Genomic DNA, 23,385 nt, shown 5'->3' on the forward strand with positions numbered 1-23,385 from the left:
TGTTCCCCCCGGATTTGCTGTCCCTTGAAGCACCCAGCTCACCGGACAGCTACCAGAAACGTCCAATACCGGCTTCCGATGCAGCGATCAGCAATACTGATGCGATGGCCCTGGAGCTGCGGCGGCTGCGGTACTTCGTGATGCTGGCCGAGGAACTCAGCTTCACCCGGGCGGCTGCTCGCCTGCACATCGCCCAGTCGGCCCTGACCCAGCAGATCCAGCTGCTGGAAAAGGAAATCGGGGCCGAGCTGATCGTGCGCCGCCCGGGTGGCTGCGTGCTCACCGGGGTCGGCTCGCTGGTGGAGGCCGAGGGGCGTGACCTGATGGCCCGCGTCGACGCCGCGGACACCCGCATCCGGGCCGCGGTCCAAGGCCAGAGCGGCCGGATCCGGCTGGCCTACACCCGCTCGGCCCGGGGCGGGACCGTCGACGCCCTGGTGGCCGGTTACCGGGCCCGGTTCCCGCACGTCGAGGTCATCGCCGAGACCGGCTGGACCGCCCTGAACGTCAGCGGGCTGCTGAAGAGACGCCTCGACCTGGCCTTCGTCCGCCCACCGATCGAGGAGGCCGGCATCGTCTGCCGATTGATGGCCCCGGAGGAGCTCATGCTCGCCCTGCCGGACGGCCACCCCCTCCTGACCCGGTTCCCGCGGAAGGTTCCCCGCCAGCACCTCGTCGACGAGCCGGTGGTCATGTGGCCCCGCGAGAACGGTCCCGGGATGTACGACCGCACGGTCCAGCAGGTCTGGCCCGACGGTGGCTTCCACCACGCCCGGTACGAACCCGACGACGAGCAGCTGCTGCGCGCGGTCGCCGGCGGCGGTGTCATCGCCGTCGTTCCCGCCGGCCGGGCCCGGGCCCTGCCGATGCCCGGCGTGCGCCTACGGCACTTCACCGGGCCCACCCCGACGGTCGACCTGGCGCTCGCCTACCGTCCCGAGCACCTTCCGGCCCCCGCCCTGGCACTGCTCGCCCTGATGGACGAGATCGACGCCGTCCCGGCCTCCCAAGTCCGAGAAGCCTGAGAAGCCCCGCCGGAACTGGACGCTCAACGATCGGACGTCGTCCACACCCGCCGGTTCCGGTGAGGGAGACCCGTTCAGGGGCACAAGGACCGGTCTGCCTCGCCGGTGACCAGAAAGCTGATGAAGCCAGCCATTTCGTCCGCGACTTCAGTGTTCCAGGTCGGCCGCCGAACAGAGCCTGCGCTGCATCGGGCCACCGGGCCGCAGGCCCTCCGGCCCCGTCGGGAGGGCCGGTCGGGCGGTCGGGTCGGGACCAATGGCCCTGTCCGGCGTGGCCATCCCTCCCGAGAATATCCTCGGTACTGCCTCCGACAGCGATGGGCCGGGATCACGTGAAGGTGTCGCATCGCTCTCCTACGATCCCGATGCAGCGCAGACGCACCATGACTGTCGCTGCTCAACCGTCGTCCAGACCCAGCGCCCCCATCACTGCCTGGCCCCAGGGGTCCGGATTGCCCCTGCACGTCTACGGCACTGTCGAGAAGTGCCGTCTCGTCACGGCCCCGTCGCCCTTCCCGGACAACCCCACCACTTCGGGTCCGGTTCATCTACTGGTGTGCCTGGGGATGCCCAAGCGACCGACCTACCCGTACGAAACCAGCACCGGGCACCTGATGACCGTTCAGCAGGTACTGAACGTCGCGCTCGCCCACCGCAACACCCTGACCCAGGGATCAGTGGTTCTCCAGGGCCGGGAACCCTTGTTCCAGGCCACCTTCGTCAGCGCGCTGCTCCAGGCCTGCGGGGAGTCCGGCCTGCGCACCGAGATGATCACCTCCGGTGCCGGAAGCGGCCGCGTCAACGACCGCATGCTGCGCGAGATCGACCTCACCACCATCAGCCTCCCCGCCCGAGCCGGCTGGTCGAACCCGGACGAGTTGGACGCGCTGAAACTTGCCGACCGGTTACAGAACTTGGGTCGTGCGATACGGCTGCAACTGCCGGTTGTCGACGCGCGGCCCTTCGACCCGGACCACCGGGCGGCGCTGACGCATGCGCTCTCCGGGCGGACCGGTCTTCAGTCGGTCGAGATCTATGACTGTCAGGACCTGGCCGCTGTGCCCCCCTCGGGCCTCCGCCACCGGTACATGGCCTCGGGTGGACCGGTCAGCGCAGCGGCTCTGCAACTGAAGCAGGACCTGCTGAACGCCGGGGTGTGGGTCGAGTAGGTGCGGGCTGCCCTGGACGCCGGCCGATCCTAGGGACTTTCCACACCCGTCTGGCCCAGACGCTATTGCTCCTGAGCTGCACGGACCATGAAACCGGACACGACGGGCCAGGGGAGGCAGCCCTCGTTGATCAGCACTTCCGATCCGGCGAGGTCGCCACTGTCGGCGAACAGGACCGTCATGAGCGCCGGTCCAAGTTTGTTGTCGACCACCTCAGCCAGTTCGATCGCCTGTCGATCGCCCCGCACCGCATCGTGATAAGGCAGCATCCGAAAACGTCGTACCCCATACACGAGCTCCTCGGTCACGAACCAATCCTCAGGACGTTCGGTTCACCCGTCAAGCCTCGGATCGCTGCGGGGCCACCGGCCTACCGATGGACGACTTCAGCCCCCACTTGCTGAAGACCGACGGGCCTGGGCGTTGGCAAACCTGTTGGCCAGCAGGGCAGCCTGGGTTCGATGCTGCACCCCGAGCTTGGCGAACACCTGCGAGACGTAGTTCTTGACCGTCTTCTCGGTCAGGAGAAGTTGCTCGCTGATCTGGCGGTTCGTCAGGCCGTCGGTGATCAGCTCCAGAACGCGTCGCTGCTGCCTCGTGAGCAGGGCCAGCTCGCTGAACTCCTGGCCGATACGAGGACGAAGACGGTCCAGAACCTGCTGCGTGATGCCGGGGTCCAGGAGGGTCTGGCCGGAGGCGACGCGGCGGATGCCATCGACGATGTCGCCGCCTCGCACCTCCTTGAGAACATACCCCGCCGCGCCACCCATGACCGCGTTGAACATCGCCTCGTCTTCCTCGTACGAGGTAAGGATCAACGTCTTGATCGATGGGTCGGCCGAACGAATGTCACGGCAGACATCGATGCCGCTGCCGTCCGGCAGACGGCCGTCAAGAACGGCGACATCGGGCCGCAGAGAAAGAATGTGGTCAACGGCTCCTCTCACCGAGCCGGACTCGCCCACGACCTCAAGATCGCCGGCGCTCTTCAGGAGCGCGACCAGACCACGACGGACCAGTTCGTGATCGTCGAGCAGAAAGACTCTGATCACCTGTCCGTTCATCTCCTTCACCGTGAACTGTCAGACGGGCCTTCTCAAGCGTCGACCCGATGTTCCGTCTGCGCGAGACTTCGGCCCCAGGCCCGCGCACGCTCCAGTTCCCCGTCCACCAGCGGTCCACGGTTTCCCTGGACGTAGAAGGAACAGGTCCCGGGCGCGATGTCACAGCCCAGACGCCGCAGGGCCCGGCGAGCCGGCCGGGAAGCCGAACCCGAGAAGGGGTTGCGCATCTGAGTATCGAAAACTGCGGCCGGCAGCCCTGGCACCAGCGGCGTGGCCTCGAGCCATTCCCGAAGACCCACATCGGTCTCCGGCCGGGGCAGACCGGCTGCTTCAGCCTGCTGGCCGGCCTGCTGTCGGGACGACCGACGGGACAGGCCGAACGCGTGGGTCGGCCCACCGACGACCAGCAGATCCACATCGTTGCCGATCCGCAGGGGGACATCCCTGACCGGAACGACCTCCACGTCAGCCTTCTCGCTCAGCCCTGACCCGATCGCCTCGGCAACGGCACGCGTATTGCCGAACATCGATTCGTAAACGACGAGCGCTCGCATGATCTGCTCCCTCGATCGAAGGTGCCGGCTAGCCCGTTACCGCCCAGCCTGCCGTGAACGTCAGATACCCGGCAGAGGCGAACGTCCCGCTCACCGTCATGAGGCGCGCACCGTCACCGGCCAGGAGGCAGGATCAGGACCAGACAGGGGCAGCTGTCCAGCATGTCGTGAGTCTGAGCATCGATGGCCGGGCCGTCCGCGGCCACGGAAGAGCCACCCAGGACGATCACCCCGGCGTCGGTCATCTGCTGACGGACGGCAGCCAGCGGTGTCTGGTCACTGAGGATGGCGATCCAGTGCGTGTCGGTCGGTACGCCGGCCTGCTCGACCTGGCGGCTGATCTCCTCGGCGGCGTTTTGCCTGGCTTGCGAGGAGGTCTCGCCAGTCTTGGGTTCGAAGGACCGCAGGATCTGCAGTTCCCCTCCCCGACGGCTCATCTCGGCCTCGGCCTCACGGATGATCTCCACGCCGCGATCTCCGGCCGGTACGGCCGCGACCACCGGCCCGTTGTCGTAATCATCGTGCTCCCGCCCTGCTCCAGCGGTTTGCGAGATGAGTTCGCTGCCCGGTACGACCAGGGTAGGACAGTTCACTGCTCTCATCAGCAGGCCACCGGTGGAGTTCGCCCCGAACGGTATTCTCCCGTAACGGTTGGTCCCGCCGAGCACCAGCAGAGTCGCCGACGTGAACGGCTCACCCGAGGGATGGACGTCCCCCTCCCCCAGATAGGTCAGGCTGATGGGAAGGTCGGGATGCTGGGCCCGCACCTTCCGGGCCGCGGCGCGCTGGCTGCGTCGCACCTCGGACGCCGACCATGTCCACCAGTCCTTTTCAGAACCACCGAGACTCAGGAGCTGACTCACATCGCGGAACTGCTCGGGCCTGGCCACGGTCACGATGGACAGTCCGGCCCCCCGCAGCTGCGCTTCCCGGGCCGCGATCCGCAGCAGATGGGGTAGCTGCCAGCCCGCATCGAATCCCAGAACCACCTGCGCGCCCTCGCCCCCGGGTTGGTGCTGCGCGCTGTATCCGTCCCGCGCACGGGGCTCTGTCATGGCCGCGCCTCCAGAGGTTTTTGCCGATCACGAGTCTTCAGCCTGGCACCGTGGAAACAACAGAGCCGGAGGTCCTTCCGGTCAGACGCACCGCTTCCTGGATGTTCTGGTCCGTGCTCCCGGTCGTGGTCAGCGGTGCGGCCTCGGGCCAGGGGTGGAACTCCTTCTCCATCATCCGAGCGATACCCGGGTTCGCGTCGGACGGATCGCGGCCCTTGCGGCGGGAACCGATGCGAGCATCGACCAGCTCCGGCGGGGCGCTGCAGCGCAGTTCCTGCACGCTGCTGAACGTCACCGCGGCCGCCTGCCGGGCCTGGGCCCGTTCTCCGCCGGTGGACCAGCTCGCGTCCAGCACGACGCTCTCGCCGTGACCGAGCAACCGGGCGGCGACCTCGATCAATCGGTCGTAGGTGTCCGTGGTCATCACCGGAGCGTAAAGCCCTTGCTGCCAGGGCTGAGTCGCGTCCTGCTCCGGAGGGATCCCGGCGTTCTCCTTACGGAGCCGGTCCGAGCGCAGCAGGACAGCACCGAGTCGGTCGGCCAGTGCGCCCGCCACCGTCGACTTGCCCGTTCCCGGAGTGCCACCGACGAGGATCAACCGCGGAGCTCCGGCCCGCAGGTGCCGCAGGGCGATCCCGGACAGCTGCTGGGCCTGCTCCAGCGCCTCCGGTTGCCCTTGGGACCATCGCAGGCAAGCGACTTTCATCCGCACCACGGCACGATAGGCGGTGTAGTGGTGGATCAGTGACCCGATCCTCGCCTCACCACTGAACTCGCAGAACCAGTCGATGAAGCGCTGTCCCAGCTCGACAGCGCCCAGCCGCTCGAGGTCCATGGCCAGGCAACCGGCGTCGTCCAGGCCGTCCACCGCGCGCAGATCGTCGTCGAACTCCAGGCAGTCAAGGATCCGGGGCCCGTCGTCCAGACAGAAGATGTCGTCTGCGAGCAGATCCCCGTGACCGTCGCGGATCCGGCCCTGCGCCACCCGGGCATCCAGCAGCGAATGTCTGCCGTCAATGTAATTCTCGGCAAGATCGGCAATTTCGGCCAGGACGTCCGGGGCCAGCACCGACGGCACCCAGGCCCGCAGCGCCACGAGGTTGTCCGACCAGCGTCGCCGCAGCTGCCCTGGCGTTCCCGCGTGGTCGATCCGGGACGACCTGGGCGCCTGGGCATGGTGGACGGCCAATTGCCGGGCCACCTCACGGACATCGTCACTGACGTCGGCACCGGCTGCCATCAGCGACGACAGCCTTCGCTCCTCTGGCATCCGCCGCATCACCACGGCCCAGTCGACCGGGGCGCTGCCCTGGGGACCGATCTCCTCCACCCCGAGGTACACGTCCGGTGCGAACTGGCGGTTGAGCTCGACTTCGCGACGGCAGGCCCGGCGACGCGAGGCCGGGGAGCGGAAGTCGACGAAGCCGAGATCGAGCGGCTTCTTCACCTTGTGCACCCGATCGACGCCGAAGGTGAGTGTCGAGCAGTGGGTCTGGATCATCCGGGTCGGAGGGCCGCCCTCGGTGGTGACCGGCGTGGTGCCGTTCGTCGTCATGTCAGTGCCCGGTGGGCACGCCGTTGGGGGTCGCGACCGGATCGGGCCGGCCGGGCGTCGCGGCCGCAGCCTCGCGTTCGAGGAAGGAGCCCAGTTCGGCGATGGTGGTCATCAGAGGGGCCGGGAAGACCACTGTGGTGTTCTTGTCCACCCCGATCTCCACCAGGCTCTGAAGATTTCGTAGCTGCAGGGCCAGCGGGTGCGCCATCATGACGTCCGAGGCCTCCCCCAGAGCGGTCGCGGCCAGGGACTCCCCCTCGGCGTTGATGATCTTCGCGCGCTTCTCCCGCTCGGCCTCGGCCTGGCGGGCCATCGCCCGCTTCATGCTGTCGGGCAGCTGAATGTCTTTCAGTTCCACCAGGGTGACCTCGACGCCCCACTCCACCGTGGTGACATCCAGGATCGCGCGGATGTCGAGGTTGATGCGATCGGTCTCGGACAACGTCTCGTCCAGGGTGTGCTGCCCCACGACCTTGCGCAGGGTCGTCTGCGCGATCTGGTCGATAGCTGCGTAGACGTTCTGGATCGCCACCACCGACCGGGTCGCGTCCACCACCCGGAAGTAGGCGACCGCCGAGACGTCCACGCTGACGTTGTCCCGGGTGATGATGCCCTGCGACTGGATCGGCATGGTCACGATCCGCAGCGAGACCCGGTGCATGACATCGACGAACGGGATGATCAGCTGCAGCCCGGGACCACGCACCCCGACCACCCGTCCGAGCCGGAAGAGAACACCTTGCTCGTACTGCTTCACGATCCGCACCGCCAGGGCGAGGAGAACGAGCAGTACGGCCAGGACGATCCCGATGACGGATGCCCATGTGGTCATGAAAATCTCCTTCTGAATCAGACGGCTCGTGACGAGTACCGGAGAAACACCTTGCGCAGTTCGTCGAGCCACAGCACGGTGCTGGCCAGGGCCGCACTGACCAGCCAGTGCTCCAGGTCGAGAGAGGCGGTGCCGAAGGCCGTCTGGAGGAAGGGAACCTCGACGACGAGGGCCTGCGCGAGCAGGCCGAATCCGACGGACGCCCAGAGCCAGGGGTTGACGAAGAGCCGGTGGAAGGCACTCGTGGTCTCGGAACGGCAGTTGAAGACGTTGAACAGCTGGGCCAGCACCAGGGTGGTGAAGGCCGCGGTCCGGGCCACCGCGAGAGAGTCGTGCCCTTCCACGAGTCCTCCGGGCAGGAAGATGTCGAGGGCGAACAGGGTGGACGCCGCGATGACCACCCCGATGAACAGGGCGCTCAGCCACATCCGGGTGTCGATGATCCGGTCGCTGCGCCGACGCGGGCGCCGGGCCATCACGTCGTCGGTCTCGGGGTCCATCCCCATGGCCAGGGCGGGGGCCGAATCGGTGATCAGGTTGACCCAGAGGATCTGGGTGGCCAGCAACGGCAGTACGACGGCCGTGTGCGAAGCCTGGGTGAGTCCGAGGGCATCGGCCAGCACCACTCCGCCGAAGACCGTCAGGACCTCTCCCAGGTTGGAGGTCAGGAGGTAGCGCAGGAATTTGCGGATGTTCTCGAAGATGACGCGGCCCTGGCGAACAGCGGAGACGATGGTGGCGAAGTTGTCGTCGGCCAGGATCATGGAGGCCGCTTCCTTGGTGACCTCGGTCCCGGTGATCCCCATGGCGATGCCGATGTCGGCCGACTTCAGGGCCGGGGCGTCGTTGACCCCGTCCCCGGTCATGGCGACGACGTGACCCTGGGCCTGCAGAGCCGCGACGATGCGCAGCTTGTGGGCCGGCGCCACCCGGGCGTAGACCGATGTCGTGGCGGTCGCGGCCCGCAGTCCCTCGGTGTCCAGGGCGTCGATCTGGACACCGGTCAGTGGCTGCTCGCCGACGCCGCCGATCCCCAGGTCCTGGGCGATGCGTGCGGCGGTCGCGGGGTGATCTCCCGTGATCATCAGAACCCGGATACCGGCCCGCGCAGCCTCCTGAACGGCGGGAGCGACCTCAGGCCGGGGCGGGTCCAGGATCCCGACAGTCCCCAGGAGAATCAGGTCGTGTTCCAGCTCACTCCCCGGTATCCCCGGGGATCGACCGGAATCGGCTGCGGGCCCGGCACCGTCGGGCGGCAAGGGTCGGTAGGCGACCGACAGGGTGCGCAGGGCGAGGGCTGGGTGCGCATCTGCTTCGCGGGGAACACCGAGCAGCTGGCCATCGGGCTGAATCGTTTTCCCGCGCCGGCCTGATCCGGAAGCAATCCGGCAGCGAAGTCGTCGAGCTCGGTCCGACGTCCTCGAGCGGGTCAGTCCCTGATCGAGTTGGGATGCCTCGTCAGTGGCCTGACGTCGATCGTCATGTACGGGAACAGCGGCAGGCTCGAGAGGATGTCGTGCAGCTGGGCATTGTCCTGCGCATCGATGACGCTGAGGTTGGCGTACTGCCCGGCGATCCGCCACAGATGGGGCCACCGGCCGGCCTCCTGCTGCGAGCGGCTGTACGCCGCCTCCCGCGCCAGCAGGTCGGCCCGCACGGCGGGATCCAGGTCGGGCGGCAGGTTCACCTGCATGGTCACCGCGAACAGCACGCCGTCCTCCACCTTGTCGTCGTTGCCGAAGAACCTACTGCGGATCCAGCACGAAGTCGTAGCGGACCTCGGCGCCGGAATCCACCGCCACCGGTGAGAGGATCAGTTCGGGCTTGGTGGCCTGGGCGATGTCGGAGTTCACGTGCTCACCACCGGCGAAGTACAGCTGGGTGGTGACCGGCAGGTGGCCGGGTGCCGAGACCTTCAGGTGCAGGTGGGCCGGGCGCCAGGCGTGCCATCCGGCGGCCCGGATCAGCGCGCCGCACGAGCCGTCGGTCGGGATCTGGTAGGGCGCCGGCTGGATGGTGCGGATGCTGAACGAACCGTCCGGGCCGGTGATGAACACCCCTCGCAGGTTCCATTCCGGAATGCCGGGTGCGAACTGGGCGTAGTAGCCGTCATTGTCGGCATGCCAGATGTCGACGGTCGCACCGGGGAGCGGATCTCCCCCGACGTTACGGACCAGTCCGTGAAAGAGCAGCGGCGTGCCCTGCTCGTCCTCACGCATGGGCAGAGCACCCTCAGCGCCCAGCGACGGGGCGCCGGGCACGTAATACGGTCCTTCGATGCTGCCCTTCGAACCCTCGCGGGCAGCGTTGGCGACCTCCTCGACCGCGTGCTCCACCCAGACGTCCAGGAAGAGCGGCCATTCCCCGTCCTCCCCCACCTGGATCATCCACGCCTTGAGCGCGTCGTACTCGGCGTACGAGACCTCGTGCCGGCGGACGATGTCGTGCACAGCGGTCAGGACGGCGGTGGCCAGGAGGTCGACCCGCGCGGGATCGGCCTGCGCGGTGACCTTCTGCCTCTCCTGGAAACTCATCGTCGCGGCGTTGCCGGAACCGGCTGCGCTGGGTGGGAACTCGATGTGGTGGTCGGTGGTGGTCATCTTCAGGCCGTACCTCTCTGTCGGCTGATAACGCTGTGCGGACTGCTCCCGCCGGACTATCGGTCCTGCCGGTAGCGGGTGAGTTTCTCCTCGTCGATCCGGATCCCCAGGCCGGGTCCCTGGCGGACCGCCAGTTCACCGTCCACGATCTGCAGCGGTTCGGTCAGCAGATCGTCGGTCATGTCGAGGAAGTTCGAGAGTTCGCCCGGCCGGCGGGAACTGAGGGCGAACGCGGCGCCGAACGCGGCGCTGCACAGGGAACCGATCTGTCCGTCGATCTGGTTGCCCATCACCACGTCCACTCCCATTCCCTCGCACTGGAACAACACGCGCTGGGAGGTGGTGAAGCCGGTGCGGGCGGTCTTGATGCTGATGCCGTCGGCCGAGCCGCCGAGCAGCTCCCGGGTCACATCAGCCGGCGTGGGGACGCTTTCGTCGGCGAACGTGGGAACGCTCGACTGCCGCACCAGCCACCGACGTCCCAGGACGTCGTCCGCCGGGCAGAGCTCCTCGGCGAAGGACAGATCCAGGTCCTCCATGGCCTTGAGCGCCCTGGCGGCCTCCGACGGGCTCCACCCGCGATTGCCGTCCACGTACAGCTCGACCGTGGAGCCGAACGCCTCCCGCAGGGCCCGGCACACCGCCACGTCCAGCGCGGCCGGGCGGCGGCCGACCTTCACCTTGAAAGTGCTGATGCCGTGCAGTTCCCGGATCCGGGCGGCCTCGTCGACCATGGCCTCCGGCGTGTCGAAGCCGAGCATGTGGGCCACCCGCATCCGGTCGGTGAACCCGCCCAGGAGATCAGTGACGCTGACACCCAGGCTCTGACCCACCAGGTCCCACAGCGCCATGTCGAGGGCGCTCTTGGCCGTCGGGTTGCCCACGGTGCGGGCCATCCGCTGATGGGCCACCTCCCGGGCCAGGGGCGAGAGCCCGAGCACCGCGGGCGCGAAGATGCCGTCGATCACGGCCTTGATCGAGGTCTGCGTCTCACCGTAGGTGAACGGGCGAGGCGGCGCCTCGGCCGTCCCGACCAGCCCGGCATCGGTGTGGACGCGCACCAGCACGTGCTCGGCGGCACTCACCTCACCGCTGGCGAACCGCAACGGCTTGGCATAGGGCACGGAGAACGGAATCGCCTCGACGCCGGTGATCTTCATCGGTCCTCACCGTCCCGAACGGTTCCTGCAGGCTGTTTCGACCGAGTCTCACGGGCCGCGGCGATCGAGGGAAATACATAGTGCACCGGTGATTGAGACCTCCAGGCTCTCAATCGCCCGTGAACAGGGCCTCAGCCCGTTCCAGGACCCGACGCAGAGCAGGACGATCCGGTCCGGCGAGCATCGCGGCGGCGAGCTCCACCCGTCGGGTCGTTCCGGTCAGTGGGCGGTACGCGGCACCCGTGATCTGCAGGTGCCGCACCGACTCCGGCACCAGCGCCACGCCGAGACCAGCGGCCACGAACGAGACCAGTGTCGAGGTCTCCGCCACCTCCTGCAGTTCCCCCGGAACGAAACCGGCCTGGTCACAGGCTTCCAATACCGCCTCGTGAACGGTCGATCGCCGGTGGGACGGATACCCGATGAACGGCTCGTCCCGCAGATCCTTCAACCGCAGGACGCTGCGCCGGGCCAGGGGATGCTGCTCGGGCAGCACGGCAATCAGCGGCTCGCTGCGCAGCACCCGCACCTCCAGCCGGGACTCGCGCACCGGTGGCCGCAGGAAACCCAGGTCCAGCGTCCCCTCCAGCAGCGCCGTCGCCTGGTCCGGCGTCAGCATCTCCCCCTTGAGATCCAGCGTGATCCCAGGAAGGTCTCGACGCAGAGCCCGCGCCAGGGCCGGCAGCACCTCGTACGTGGCCGAGCCGGTGAACCCGATGGCGACATGACCGGCGTCCCCCAGCGACACCATGACCGCCTCGTTCCCGGCCGCCTCGACCGCGGCGAGCACCGCCTGCGCACGTTCCAGATATCGCTCGCCGGCCGCGGTCAGTTCGACCCGGCGGGTGGTGCGCAGGAGGAGCTGTACCCCCAGTTCGGCCTCCAGCCGGCGGATCTGCTGCGACAGGGGCGGCTGGGCGATGTGCAGGCGCGCGGCCGCCCTCCCGAAGTGCCGCTCCTGCGCCACCACGACGAAGTACCGCAGATGACGAAGCTCCATGAGGGCAGACAAGCACGCCGGGGGCCCGGCTCCAAGCACGCCCGGCCCGCGGTGGCCGGTTGTCCACGCCAGATCTGGACCCGACCTGGCCAACGTGTAACACTTCTGACGACGGCGGTCAAAATTCGTTACACCAAACCGATGGTAGTAGCGCACAGTCAATGGCGACGGAGACTTCCATGAAAACCCAGCTGATCATCGACAACGAGAGCCGAGATGCTCGGGGCGGCCGAACGTTCGAGCGCAGGAATCCGCTCACCGGCGACCTGGTGAGCCAGGGCGCGGCCGCCGGCGTGGACGATGCCCTGGACGCCGTTCAGTCCGCGGCCAGGGCCTTCACCAGCTGGTCGGCCACCGGCCCCACCGAGCGCCGGGCCATCATGCTGAAGGCCGCCGACATCATGGAGCGCCGGACCCCGGAGTTCATCGGGACCATGATGGCCGAGGTCGGTGCCGCTCAGTTGTGGGCCGGCTTCAATGCCTTCCTCACCTCGCAGTTGCTGCGCGAGGCAGGCGGTCTGGCGACCCAGATCCAGGGCGAGACGCTGCCGACCGACAAGCCCGGAACGATGTCCATGACCGTTCGGCAGCCCGTCGGCGTGGTGCTGAGCATGGCCCCCTGGAACGGTGCCGGGGTGCTGGCCGCCCGGGCCATCGCCTACCCGATCGTCTGTGGCAACACGGTCGTCTTCCGGGCGTCCGAGACCAGCCCGGCCACGCACCTGCTGATCGCCGAGATCATGCATGAGGCAGGACTTCCGGCCGGCGTGCTGAATTTCGTCACCAGTGCCCCCGAAGACTCCGACCAGGTGGTGGAGGCGATCATCGCGCACCCTGCGGTACGCCGCGTGAACTTCACCGGGTCCACGAAGGTGGGCCGCATCATCGCGGAGAAGTCGGCACGTCATCTGAAACCCGCTCTGCTCGAGCTCGGCGGCAAGGCCCCGTTCGTGGTGCTGGACGACGCGGACCTGGACGGCGCAGTGAATGCCGCGGTGTTCGGGTCTTTCCTCTATCAAGGGCAGATCTGCATGTCCACGGAGCGATTCGTGGTGGACGAGTCGGTCGCGGACGAGTTCGTGGCCCGGTTCGCGGCCCGGGCCACGACGCTCGCCGGCGGCGACCCGGTCGAAGACGCGTCCTGTGTGGTCGGGCCGATGATCCGCGAGGAGTCCGGCGCGAGGATCAACGACCTGATCGACGACGCCGTCGCCAAGGGGGGTCAGGTCGTGGTCGGCGGAAAGGCCGAGGGCGCCGCGATGCCGGCCACGATCGTCGACAGGGTGACCCCGGACATGGCGATCTACGACCAGGAGACCTTCGGCCCGATCACCACCGTGGTCCGGGTCTCCGGCGTGGAACAGGCTGTCGAGGTCGCCAACGACACCGAGTACGGACTGGCCGCAGCGGTCTTCGGCAAGGACAGCGGGCGGGCGCTGCAGGTCGCCCTGCGCATTCAGGCCGGTCACGTGCACGTGAACGGGGCAACGGTGCAGAACGAGGCGCAGGCTCCGTACGGCGGGGTGAAGGCCAGTGGCTACGGCCGTTTCGACGGCCGGGCCGTGATCAACGAATTCACCGACCTGAAATGGGTCACGATCGAGCCGTCCGACCAGCCGTACCCGTTCTGAGACCGCCGGAGGACAGATCATGAGCATGCAGGTCACCGCTGCGGTCGCGCGCGCACCGCACGAGCCGCTGACCATCGAAGACCTCGCGCTGGACGACCTGCGGGCGAACGAGGTCCTGGTCCGGATGGTCGCCAGCGGCGTCTGTCACACCGACGCCATTGTCCGCGACCAGGTCTACCCCACGCCACTGCCGGCGGTTCTGGGACATGAGGGAGCCGGAATCGTGGAGCAGGTGGGCGACGGCGTGACCGGCGTCCGGCCCGGCGACCACGTCCTCCTGGCTGCCGCCTACTGCGGACAGTGCAAACGCTGCCGGTCTGGCCAGATGGCCTACTGCGAAAATCTTTTCGCAGCCGATTTCGGTGGCCGGCGGCCGGACGGGACCACGGCCTTCAGCCGCGACGGGCAGGTCATCTCCTCCCACTTCTTCGGGCAGTCCTCCTTCGCCGGATACTCCAACGTGGTGCAGGAAAGCGTGATCCGGATCGACCCGGACATACCTCTGGAGGTCGTGGCTCCTCTGGGGTGCGGCATCCAGACCGGCGCCGGAACGGTTCTCAACGAACTGAAGCCGTCCCTGAACAGCACCCTGGTCGTGATCGGCGCCGGAGCGGTCGGGTGCGGCGCCCTCATGGCCGCGGGCGTGGCCGGCTGCTCCCAGGTGATCGCGGTGGACATCCATCCTTCGCGCCTGGAGCTGGCCCGGGAGATCGGGGCGACGGCCACGATCAACACCCGGGAAGCCGAACTTTCCGAGGAGGTGATGCGGCTGACGGGCGGCGTCGGGGCCGACTACGTGATCGACACCACGGCGAGACCGGAGCTGCTGCGCCAGGGCGCCGACAGCCTGGGGCTCCGCGGCACCCTGGCCCTGGTCGGTGCGGCCGCCCCCGGTACCGAGGTGAGCTTCGAGATCGGGTTGTCCCTGGTGAAGGGCTGGACTTTCAAGACCGTGATCCAGGGCAGTTCCGTACCGCAGGTATTCATCCCCCAGCTCATCGACCTCTGGCACGCGGGCCGTTTCCCGCTGGACAAGCTGGTCAGGAGCTATCCCCTCAAGGACATCAACCAAGGGTTCGAGGACTCGGCCTCGGGCCGGGTGATCAAGCCCGTGGTGGTCCACTGACGTCTGCTCCTGTCCACGCCGGCGTGGCGCCCCCGGGCCTCACGTCGGCGTGTCCCGCAGAACGGGGCTCAGTTCACGTCGTAGCGCTTGTACATGGCTCCCATCCGGTCCTCGGGATCGAGCCTGACCAGCACAGCATCCAGGATCGTCGTCAGCTGGGCGACCTGTTCCGGCGTGAGCGCGTCGATCACATGCTGCCGGACGGTCGCGACGTGCCCCGGCGCAGCACGAGCGACAGTCTCCTTCCCTGCCTCCGTGAGCCGGGCGTTGGTCGCCCGTCGGTCTTCCGGGCAGGGATGTCGCTCCACCAGGCCACGCTGCTCCAACCGCTGCACCACGTGAGACAGGCGCGCCAGCGTCGAGTTCGTCAGTTGCGCCAGCGATGTCATCCGCAGCGTCGCCTCCGGAGCCTCGGAGAGCATGGCCAGGACGTAGTAGTCGAACTGCGTGATCCCCGCGTCCCGGCGCATCTGCGAGTCCAGCGTGCCCGGCAGCAACTCGACCAGCGCGAACAATCGCACCCAGGCCGCCAGCTGGGCATCGTCCAGCCATGGTGTGTCCGTCATCACGCCTCCTCGATAGTTGTATCTACAAGTAATCTGCTCTAGCTTATTGGTTGTAGCAACAACTAAATCTACCGCAGGATCGAACCGGAGGCTTCACGCCATGGCACACGTCAGCATCATCGGAACCGGGAACATGGGCCAGGCCATCGCCGGGGTCGTGACCAAGGGCGGGCACACCGCCGAGCTGCTCAGCTCCTCGGACACCGCCAAGCCGGCCACGGGCGACATCGTCGTCCTGGCCACGCCCTACGGCGCCGTCGCAGAGATCGCCTCCGCCCGCGCCACCGAACTGGCCGGCAAGGTCGTCGTCGAGATCTCCAACCCCCTGAACTTCGAGACCTTCGACTCCCTGACCGTGCCCGCCGACAGCTCCGCCGCCGCCGAGCTGCAGGCCGCGCTGCCCCAGTCACGCGTGCTCAAGGCCTTCAACACGACCTTCGCCGCAACGCTCAGCTCCGGCACCGTCGGCTCCCAGCCCACGACCGTCCTCATCGCCGGTGACGACCAGGACGCCAAGCAGCTCCTGACGGACGTCGTGACCGCCGCCGGCCTGAAGGCCGTTGACGCCGGCGCCCTCAGCCGCGCCCGCGAGCTGGAGGCCATCGGCTTCCTGCAGCTCACCCTCGCCGTCGGCGAGAAGATCTCCTGGACCGGAGGCTTCGCCACCATCGCCTGAGCAGGTCGGCCAACGGGTGCACCCCGCCATCGCGCACGACGCGAACCCGGTCGAGAGCGGCGTCCAGGGCTCCGCTCTCGACCGCGCACCCGTCCGTGAGCGGCTGGACGATGTGCATCAGCCCTCCTTCAGTACGCTCCGCAGCCACTCCTGCTCAGTGCGACTGGTGGCCGTGGCCACGACGAACATGCCCCGCCGATAGGGATCAACGACCTCGTCCGCCCGGACCGGCCGGTCACCGTCGTAGAAGAAGCTCCCGTCCCCCTCCAGGAAATCCAGGCGCTGCCGCAGCACAGCATGCTGCTCGCCGACGTCCGGCAGCTGCGACAGGAAGGCCAGGATCACCAGGAAACGGGCCATGTTGGTGATGTCGAGGCGCTCAGGATCTCTCAGCCGTTCCTGCAGTCGCTCGCGGCCGGGCGAGGTGATGGTCAGCACGTGCCGTGCAGTGGCACCCGCGCCCGGCATCAGCTCGCGGGCTATCCAGCCGGACTTCACCATGCGCTGGATGGCCGGGTAGAGACTGCCGTCACTCACCGGCCGGGCATATCCGGACAGATGCGCCACCCGCCGGCGCAGTTCGTAACCATGTGTCGGCCCCTCGGCCAGGAACCCCAGAATCGCCAGTTCGAGCACGGTGTTATGGTCCCACGTATCGACATACCTCGAATCGAGGTACCTCGCTACGAGGGTCGCTCCGGACCCCTCCGGGGACGCTCTGCCCACCACCCATTGATTGACGGGAAGACCCATGCGCCATCTGGCCATCCTCGGAACCGGGTTGCTGCTCGCCTCGCTGACGGCCTGCGGTGGCGGTTCCGACCCCCTGTCCGCCGCGAGTGACGACACCTCCTCATCGGGCTCGTCCGTGGTCATCGGTTCGGCCAACTTCCCCGAGAGCCAGCTGCTCGCCGAGATGTACGCCCAGGTTCTGGAGAACGCGGGTGTCGACGTGACGCGCAAGTTCAACATCGGGTCGCGTGAGGTGTACATCGACGCTCTGAAGGATGGTTCGATCGATCTCCTCCCCGAGTACAACGGCGCGCTTCTCTCCTATTTCTCCTCGGGGAAAGAGGTGGACGCCAGCACCGAGGAGGCCGTCACGGCCGGTCTGAACACCAGCCTCCCCAAGGGCCTGGAGCTTCTGGAGCCGGCCTCCGCGCAGGACCGGGACGCCCTGGTGACACGGGCCGAAACTGCCGAAAAGCTTGATCTCGAGAGCATTTCAGACCTTGCACCAGTGGCCGGGCAGATGGCGATCGGGGCCGGTGCGGAATATGCCACCCGACAGCAGGGCCTGCTCGGGCTGAAGTCGGTGTACGGGCTGACGTTCAAGAAGTTCGAGTCCCTCGACGCCGGAGGCGCCCTCACCGTGCAGGCGCTCGCGAAGGACCGGGTCCAGGTGGCGAGCCTTCTGTCCACCGACCCGGCCATCGTCCAGAATGACTTCGTCGTTCTGGACGACTCCAAGAATCTCTTCGGGGTACAGAACGTGGTGCCGCTCATCGCCGGCGCGCAGAACACTCCTGCGATCACCGCTGCCCTGAACACGTTCTCGGCGACCCTCACCACCGAGAAACTGACCGAGGCCGTAGGCCAGGTCACCATCGACCAGAAGGAACCGGACACCGTGGCCCGGGACTACCTGACCGCCAACGGCCTCGACTGAAGCTCGGCCGGTCCACCGAATCCGCCCGCATCAACGGAAAGAAGACACCATGAGTGAGCTCTCCCTGACCCCCTCGACCACCGCCGTGCTGGTGATCGACATGCAGAACGACAACGTCCTCGCCGAAGGTGCTTTCGCGGCGACCGGGGCGGCCGAGCACGCGAGCGCGCAGAACGTCGTGGGTAACGTGCGCACCGTCCTGGATGCCGCCCGGGCCGCCGGAGCGGCCGTCTTCCACAACATCATCGTGGTCTACCCCGGCCGCGACGTGGGTGGCACGAACGCCCCGATCTTCAACATGCTCGGCCCCGAGTCGCTCAAGCGTGGTTCCTGGGGTGCGCAGATCGTCGACGGCCTGGGCGATCTGGGCGACGAGATCGTGCTCGAGCGGATGCGGATGAGCGCCTTCAACGGCAGCAGCCTCGACTTCATGCTGCGTAACCTCGGTATCACCGATGTGGTCGTGGTCGGCGTCTGGACCAACATGGCGGTGGAGCACACCGCTCGCGACGCGGCCGACCACGGTTACCGGGTCACCGTCGTCAGTGACGCCACCTCCAGCATCAACGCCGACTGGCACCAGGCGGCCCTGAGCTTCGCCCTCACCAACATCGTCACCATTGCCGACACCGCTGCGGTGACCAAGGCCCTGGGGAACTGACCGCGGCGCCCACGCACGTTCTGCCGCCTGGCTGACGGCGTGGGCTGAGCACCACCTGGTTCCTGCTCCTCCTCGTCGCGGCCGCGTTCCCTCCTGCTCGCCGTCACCTTCGCCGGTCGCACCTTCATCGGCCGGAGGTGTCATGCCGCAGAGGGACGGGCCGTGGCGTGACCTCCAGATCGAGAACGGGGACGGCCGGACCGCGGCTGATCCCGGGGGGCCGCCCACGGCCCGGAAGGAGTTCGATGTTCGCCGCCTGGTACGACCGGCCCGGTCCGGCCCACGAGGTACTGCAGGTCGGGAAACTGCCCGACCCCCATCCGGGTGCGGGCGAGGTGCGGGTGCGCCTGAGCTATTCCGGCATCAATCCGGGTGACACCAAGAAGCGCTCGGACTGGATGGGGTTCGGCCTGCCGTTTCCTCGCATCATCCCGCACAGTGACGGGGCGGGTGTCGTGGACGAGATCGGTCGCGACGTGGATCCGCATCTGGTGGGGCAGCGGGTATGGGTCTTCGGGGCTCAGTCCTACCGGGCTCTGGGGACGGCTGCGCAATACACCGTGATCCCGGCCGATCGGGTCGTACCTCTGCCCGATGCAGTGGACAGCCGGCTCGGTGCCTGCCTCGGTATTCCCGGAATCACCGCCCACCGAGCCGTCTTCGCCGACGGGCCCGTCCGCGGTCGCACCGTCGTGGTGCAGGGCGTGCTCGGCGCGGTGGGGTCGCTCGCCGCACAGCTGGCACACCGGGCCGGGGCCGAGGTGATCGGCACGGTGCGCCGCACCAGCGACCTGGAGGCGGTGCGGACGGTGGGCAACAGTCCCTGGCTGGCGCACTGCATCGCACTGGATCAGGACCCGGTCGCCGAACTGCGCCGGGTCGCACCCCGCGGGGCGGACCGGATCATCGAGGTGGACCTGGGTGGCAACGCCGGTGTCGACGCTGCCCTGGCTGCACCGGGAGCAGTGGTGGCTGCGTACGCCACCGGGCCGGGCACCACCGAAATTCCCTTTTGGCCGATGCTCTTCGGCAACCTCACCCTCCGGTTCCTGGGCAGCGACGACTTTCCCGCAGCCGAACGCCGCCGGGCGGTGGATGATCTGAGCGCCGCGACCGCCGAGGGAGCTCTGCGCATACCGATCGCCGAACCGCTGCCCCTGGAACGGATTGCCGAGGCCCACGACCGGGTCGACGCCGGATCACGTTCGCGCGTGCTGCTCACGTTCGATCAGCCGTCCTGACATCGGCCGCGATTTGCTTAAGTAACACCTGAGCGTTGCCAAACGCAAAGTTGTTGCACATTATTGGCCGGCTACCTACAGTGGAAGCATGAGCCATATCGGGGCAATGAGGCCCACGACACCGGCAGGGTTACGCAACGTTGCAGTCGTCGGCGGAGGGCCCGGCGGGCTCTTCGTCGCGGCCTTGCTGAAGACCGCCCTCCCTCACCTCCGGCTGACTCTCTTCGAGCGCAATCGGCGTGAAGACGCCTTCGGCTTCGGTGTCGTGTTCTCCGACGCGACCCTGCGCTCCCTCGACGACGCCGATCCCGTCCTGCGTCGCGCCCTGCAGGAGCACGGCACCCACTGGGACCGGATCGATGTGCTCAGTTCCGGCCGTCGTCACAGCTTCAGCGGTAACGGGATGGCCGCCGTTCACCGCCGGGCGCTGCTGGAACTGTTGCAGCAGCAGGCCGAACAGGCCGGGGTGGAGATGCTGTTCGGCGTCACCGCACCACCTCTGGCGCAACTGCGCGCCGGCTACGACCTGGTGATCGGGGCGGACGGAACGAACTCGGCGACCAGGGCGAGCATGGAGGCCGAGGGCACGCTCGGCCACACGGTGGAGACCGCCGCGGCCAAGTTCATCTGGTTCGGCACTCCGCACCGGTTCGAGGGTCTGACCTTCCTGCACCGGGTGAGCCCGCACGGCAACTTCGCCGTGCACGCCTATCCGATCAGCGATGAGCTCAGCACCTTCATCGCCGAGACCGACGCCGACGCCTGGCGGGCGGCCGGCCTGGACGCCTTCGACGTCTCCCAGCCCTCCGGCCCGTCCGACCTGGTGTCACAGGCCTACCTCGAAACCCTTTTCGCCGACGACCTCGTGGGCAGACCGCTGGTTGCCAACAACTCCCGCTGGGGAAATTTCCGGACCCGGCGCACCGAGCAGTGGTGGCGCGACAACGTCGTCCTGCTGGGAGACGCGGTACACACCGCGCACTTCTCCGTCGGGTCCGGAACCAAGATGGCGATGGAAGACGCGGTCGAACTGGCCCGGCGCATCACCGCTCTCGCCCATGGAGAAGGCGATCTGGCCACGGCACTCGATGGCTATCAGCGACAGCGTCAGGCCGGCGTGGCCCGTATCCAGACGGCTGCCCGCCCGAGCCTTTCGTGGTGGGAGAACTTCGGTCTCTACCAGCAGACGCTGGACCCGCTGACCTTCGCCTTCCACTTCTTCTCCCGCAGCATCGGGATCGAGCGCATCGCCCGGCGGGACCCGGCTTTCGTCAGCCAGGTACGCGGTCGTTGGCAAGATGCCCACGGCGCCAGGGCCACCCGAGCCGTCCTGCCGGGCCTGGGCCCGTCACCGCTCGAGCGGACGGTCACGCTCGAGAGCGTTGGCGAATTCACCGCCACCCTCAGGGACTCCCGAGGAGAACGGGCCGACGTACCGGTGCTGAACTCTCCTGGTGAGGAGAAAGACCTCTCCTCGGCCAAAGCCCGGCTCCCCCGCTGCGGTGCCGTGGTGATCGTGGGCGAGCCGACACTGGCACGCACCCTCCTGGCCGAGGAAGCCCGTCTGCGGCGTGGGCTGATCACGGTGGTCGCCGGGCCGGACGTGAACGAGGAGGAGGTCGCCGAGACCATGATTCTTTCCGGCCGCGCCGACGCCGTAGCCACCGGGACCACCCGGATCGGTGCCCGATGACCACCACTGCCCCGGACGTGTCACCGGCCCTGGCCGCGCACACCTTGCGTCCGCTCTTCGCCCCGCGTGCGGTGGCCGTGGTGGGCGCATCCAGCGACCCGGCCAAACTCGGCGGCGTCATGGCGGCCGTGCTGGCCACCTCCGATCTGGAGGTCGCACCGGTCAATCCCCGCTCGCAGGAGATGTTCCCGTCCCTCCAGGCGGCGGTTGCGGGCACCTCGCAACCGCTCGATCTGGCGGTGGTCTGTGTGCCGGCCCCGGCCTGCCCCGACGTCCTGCGCGAGTGTGGCCGGGCCGGAGTCGCAGCCGCCCTGGTCTGTGCCGGAGGCTTCGCGGAGACCGGCGGCGAGGGAACGGCGCATCAGCAAAGCCTGTTGGCCGCCGCTGCCGACACCGGGGTACGCCTGCTCGGTCCCAACACCTCCGGTTTCTTCGTCCCCGGCGCCGGGCCACTGGCCAGTTTCGTTCCGGGAGTCAGCAGCCTGCGGGCCGGCAACGTGGCGATCGTGGCCTCCAGCGGCGGCCTGAACCACGCTCTGGCCTTTGCGCTGGAACGTCAGGGCACGGGTATCAGCCTGGGGGTAGGCATCGGCGCCGGACTCGACGTCGCGGCCCCGGAGGTACTCGACTATCTCACCCACGACGCCGCGACCACAGCCGTCCTGCTGCACCTGGAGGCTGTCTCCGACGGCCCCGGCCTGCTGGCCGCTGTTCGCCGGCTCGCGGCGATCAAGCCGGTGGTGGCGCTGGTGGTCGGCCGCAACGACATCGCTGCTTTCGCGCAGTCACACACCGGGGCGCTGGCCACCTCCTGGCGCACCACCCGGGCCCTGTTGTCCCAGGCCGGCGCGGTGGTGGTGGACGACGCGGACGAACTGGTCGTGGCCGGAAGCGTTCTGGCGCAGGCCCGACTCGTCCCTCATCCCGGTGCCGGTATCGGCCTGGTGACGGCCCAGGCGGGCCCGGGTCTGCTGATCACCGACGCCCTTCACACCGGCGAGGTCTCGGTCCCGAAGCTGTCACCGCACACCCGCGAGCGACTCGCCGGGCTCCTGCCCGCGATGACATTCCAGGCCAACCCCGTCGACACCGGGCGGCCCGGTCCGGCTCACCCCGTGGTGGTGAAGACCGTCAGCGACGACCCCGGCATTCAGGCCGTGGGCGTGTACGCGCTCACCGAACCGGTCGTCGACCTGGTGGCCTCGGCCCTGCCCGTGATAGAGGGAGGCAGCCGGGTGGTCCTGGGGATCGATGGGCCCTCTGCAGAGATCGAGATGGTGCGGCAGCGGGCCCGAGCGGTAGGGGTGCCGATCGTGACCGGGCCCCGGGCCCTGGCCGTCGCTCTCACCGCGCTCAGCACCGACGCCCGTCAGCAGTACCTGCTGAGCCGGCCCGGGCCCGGGCCGGGTCGCGTGGGTACCAGCGGGTCCGTACTCCTGGGAGCGCTGTCGGAGGCGCAGACCAAGGCGCTGCTGGGCGATCTCGGTGTGCCGGTCCCCCGGCACCGGGTGTGCCGGTCGGCCGGGCAGGTCGCCGACGCGCTGTCCGAACTCGGTGGAGCGGTGGTGGTGAAGGTCAGCAGCCCCGGCATCCTGCACAAGAGTGACATCGGCGGGGTGCGCCTGGGAATCCGCGAACAGAGGGACGCGATCGAGGCCTACGCGGCGCTGGCGCCGCTGAGTGATGGTGAGGTGCTGGTCGAGGTCATGGCTGCTCCCGGCCTGGACCTGATCCTCGGGGCCCGCCGCGACCCGGTGTTCGGGCCGGTCGTGGTTGTCGGCATCGGTGGCACCGCCACGGAGGTGTTCCAGGACGTGGCCGTCGCCTCCTATCCCGCCGCCGCACCGGTGCTGGAGGCACTTCCCGCCCGGCTGCAGGCCGGCCGGGCGCTGCGGGGGTTCCGGGGCGGGCCACCGGTCGATCCCCGCCGACTCGCCGAGATCCTCACCGTGCTGGGCGATCTCCTACTGGCACACCCCGAGGTCGAGGAGGTCGAGATCAACCCGCTGCGTGCGACCGGAGCCGATCTGGTGGCCCTGGACGCCGTACTGATCAGCACGCACCCCCGGCCTTGAACAGCACTGACCGCCTCACGAGGGAGTGAACGG

At 68.3% G+C, this 23,385-nt stretch carries 22 protein-coding genes and 1 pseudogene; 10 read left to right on the top strand and 13 right to left on the bottom strand.

Annotated features, from left to right (window positions below; genetic code table 11):
• Positions 1-104: 104 nt before the first annotated feature.
• Positions 105-1,025 (top strand): LysR family transcriptional regulator, encoded by a 921-nt coding sequence (locus QSK05_RS15015; RefSeq protein ID WP_285597807.1) that lies wholly within the window; start codon positions 105-107, stop codon positions 1,023-1,025.
• 566 nt (positions 1,026-1,591) lie between these two features.
• A complete protein-coding gene (locus QSK05_RS15020) occupies positions 1,592-2,194 on the top strand; it encodes a radical SAM protein (protein WP_285597808.1) in 603 nt (200 codons plus the stop codon).
• A gap of 62 nt (positions 2,195-2,256) precedes the next feature.
• On the opposite strand, the gene QSK05_RS15025 is transcribed toward QSK05_RS15020, so the two are convergent.
• From QSK05_RS15025 to QSK05_RS15080, 11 genes and pseudogenes are all read right to left on the bottom strand, one after another.
• Positions 2,257-2,502 (bottom strand): hypothetical protein, encoded by a 246-nt coding sequence (locus QSK05_RS15025; RefSeq protein ID WP_285597809.1) that lies wholly within the window; start codon positions 2,500-2,502, stop codon positions 2,257-2,259.
• Between the two features lie 78 nt (positions 2,503-2,580).
• Positions 2,581-3,246, bottom strand: a complete 666-nt coding sequence (locus tag QSK05_RS15030; protein ID WP_285597810.1) for a response regulator — start codon at positions 3,244-3,246, stop codon at positions 2,581-2,583.
• Positions 3,247-3,290: 44 nt separating this feature from the next.
• Positions 3,291-3,812 (bottom strand): flavodoxin family protein, encoded by a 522-nt coding sequence (locus QSK05_RS15035; protein WP_285597811.1) that lies wholly within the window; start codon positions 3,810-3,812, stop codon positions 3,291-3,293.
• 113 nt (positions 3,813-3,925) lie between these two features.
• The gene (locus tag QSK05_RS15040) at positions 3,926-4,867 is read right to left on the bottom strand and encodes an adenine nucleotide alpha hydrolase family protein (protein ID WP_285597812.1); all 942 of its coding nucleotides are present in this window, start codon (positions 4,865-4,867) and stop codon (positions 3,926-3,928) included.
• A gap of 37 nt (positions 4,868-4,904) precedes the next feature.
• Complete coding sequence (locus QSK05_RS15045; RefSeq protein WP_285597813.1) at positions 4,905-6,422, bottom strand: bifunctional aminoglycoside phosphotransferase/ATP-binding protein; 1,518 nt, start codon at positions 6,420-6,422, stop codon at positions 4,905-4,907.
• 1 nt (position 6,423) lies between these two features.
• A complete protein-coding gene (locus tag QSK05_RS15050) occupies positions 6,424-7,254 on the bottom strand; it encodes a slipin family protein (protein ID WP_285597814.1) in 831 nt (276 codons plus the stop codon).
• Positions 7,255-7,271: 17 nt separating this feature from the next.
• Positions 7,272-8,552 (bottom strand): annotated as a pseudogene (locus tag QSK05_RS15055) (cation-translocating P-type ATPase); the annotation flags it as partial.
• A 131-nt stretch (positions 8,553-8,683) separates the two neighbouring features.
• Positions 8,684-8,965 (bottom strand): muconolactone Delta-isomerase, encoded by a 282-nt coding sequence (locus QSK05_RS15065; protein ID WP_285597816.1) that lies wholly within the window; start codon positions 8,963-8,965, stop codon positions 8,684-8,686.
• A gap of 34 nt (positions 8,966-8,999) precedes the next feature.
• Positions 9,000-9,854 carry a catechol 1,2-dioxygenase gene (gene catA / locus QSK05_RS15070; RefSeq protein ID WP_285597817.1) on the bottom strand — a complete coding sequence of 285 codons (855 nt, stop codon included), beginning with the start codon at positions 9,852-9,854 and terminating at the stop codon, positions 9,000-9,002.
• A 56-nt stretch (positions 9,855-9,910) separates the two neighbouring features.
• Complete coding sequence (locus QSK05_RS15075) at positions 9,911-11,014, bottom strand: mandelate racemase/muconate lactonizing enzyme family protein (protein ID WP_285597818.1); 1,104 nt, start codon at positions 11,012-11,014, stop codon at positions 9,911-9,913.
• 109 nt (positions 11,015-11,123) lie between these two features.
• On the bottom strand, positions 11,124-12,014 hold the full coding sequence (locus QSK05_RS15080) for a LysR family transcriptional regulator (RefSeq protein ID WP_285597819.1): 891 nt from the start codon (positions 12,012-12,014) through the stop codon (positions 11,124-11,126).
• Between the two features lie 179 nt (positions 12,015-12,193).
• Between QSK05_RS15080 and QSK05_RS15085 the strand changes: the two genes are divergently transcribed.
• Both QSK05_RS15085 and QSK05_RS15090 read left to right on the top strand, forming a co-directional pair.
• Complete coding sequence (locus QSK05_RS15085) at positions 12,194-13,645, top strand: aldehyde dehydrogenase (protein WP_285597820.1); 1,452 nt, start codon at positions 12,194-12,196, stop codon at positions 13,643-13,645.
• 25 nt (positions 13,646-13,670) lie between these two features.
• Positions 13,671-14,771, top strand: coding sequence for an NAD(P)-dependent alcohol dehydrogenase (locus QSK05_RS15090; RefSeq protein WP_352301407.1), 1,101 nt, complete (start codon positions 13,671-13,673; stop codon positions 14,769-14,771).
• A 68-nt stretch (positions 14,772-14,839) separates the two neighbouring features.
• Here the strand turns inward: QSK05_RS15090 and QSK05_RS15095 are convergent, their stop codons facing one another.
• On the bottom strand, positions 14,840-15,337 hold the full coding sequence (locus QSK05_RS15095; RefSeq protein WP_285597822.1) for a MarR family winged helix-turn-helix transcriptional regulator: 498 nt from the start codon (positions 15,335-15,337) through the stop codon (positions 14,840-14,842).
• Between the two features lie 100 nt (positions 15,338-15,437).
• On the opposite strand from QSK05_RS15095, the gene QSK05_RS15100 reads away from it, so the two are divergent.
• Positions 15,438-16,013, top strand: a complete 576-nt coding sequence (locus tag QSK05_RS15100; RefSeq protein ID WP_285597823.1) for an NADPH-dependent F420 reductase — start codon at positions 15,438-15,440, stop codon at positions 16,011-16,013.
• A gap of 117 nt (positions 16,014-16,130) precedes the next feature.
• On the opposite strand, the gene QSK05_RS15105 is transcribed toward QSK05_RS15100, so the two are convergent.
• Positions 16,131-16,649 (bottom strand): PadR family transcriptional regulator, encoded by a 519-nt coding sequence (locus QSK05_RS15105; RefSeq protein WP_285597824.1) that lies wholly within the window; start codon positions 16,647-16,649, stop codon positions 16,131-16,133.
• Between the two features lie 115 nt (positions 16,650-16,764).
• Here QSK05_RS15105 and QSK05_RS15110 point away from each other — a divergent pair, with 115 nt between their 5' ends.
• The 5 genes from QSK05_RS15110 (at position 16,765) to QSK05_RS15130 (ending at position 23,352) form a co-directional block, all read left to right on the top strand.
• Positions 16,765-17,682: an ABC transporter substrate-binding protein gene (locus tag QSK05_RS15110; RefSeq protein ID WP_285597825.1), complete on the top strand. Its 918-nt coding sequence runs from the start codon at positions 16,765-16,767 to the stop codon at positions 17,680-17,682.
• A 49-nt stretch (positions 17,683-17,731) separates the two neighbouring features.
• A complete protein-coding gene (locus QSK05_RS15115) occupies positions 17,732-18,343 on the top strand; it encodes a cysteine hydrolase family protein (RefSeq protein WP_285597826.1) in 612 nt (203 codons plus the stop codon).
• 245 nt (positions 18,344-18,588) lie between these two features.
• Positions 18,589-19,584, top strand: coding sequence for an NADPH:quinone reductase (locus QSK05_RS15120; protein WP_285597827.1), 996 nt, complete (start codon positions 18,589-18,591; stop codon positions 19,582-19,584).
• Positions 19,585-19,672: 88 nt separating this feature from the next.
• Complete coding sequence (locus QSK05_RS15125) at positions 19,673-21,277, top strand: FAD-dependent monooxygenase (protein ID WP_285597828.1); 1,605 nt, start codon at positions 19,673-19,675, stop codon at positions 21,275-21,277.
• Entirely contained in the window at positions 21,274-23,352 is a 2,079-nt protein-coding gene (locus QSK05_RS15130; protein WP_285597829.1) for an acetate--CoA ligase family protein, read from the top strand. The genes QSK05_RS15125 and QSK05_RS15130 overlap by 4 nt, the downstream gene beginning before the upstream one ends.
• Positions 23,353-23,385: the final 33 nt, after the last annotated feature.

The organism is Kineosporia sp. NBRC 101731, from assembly GCF_030269305.1.
Taxonomy (GTDB): domain Bacteria; phylum Actinomycetota; class Actinomycetes; order Actinomycetales; family Kineosporiaceae; genus Kineosporia.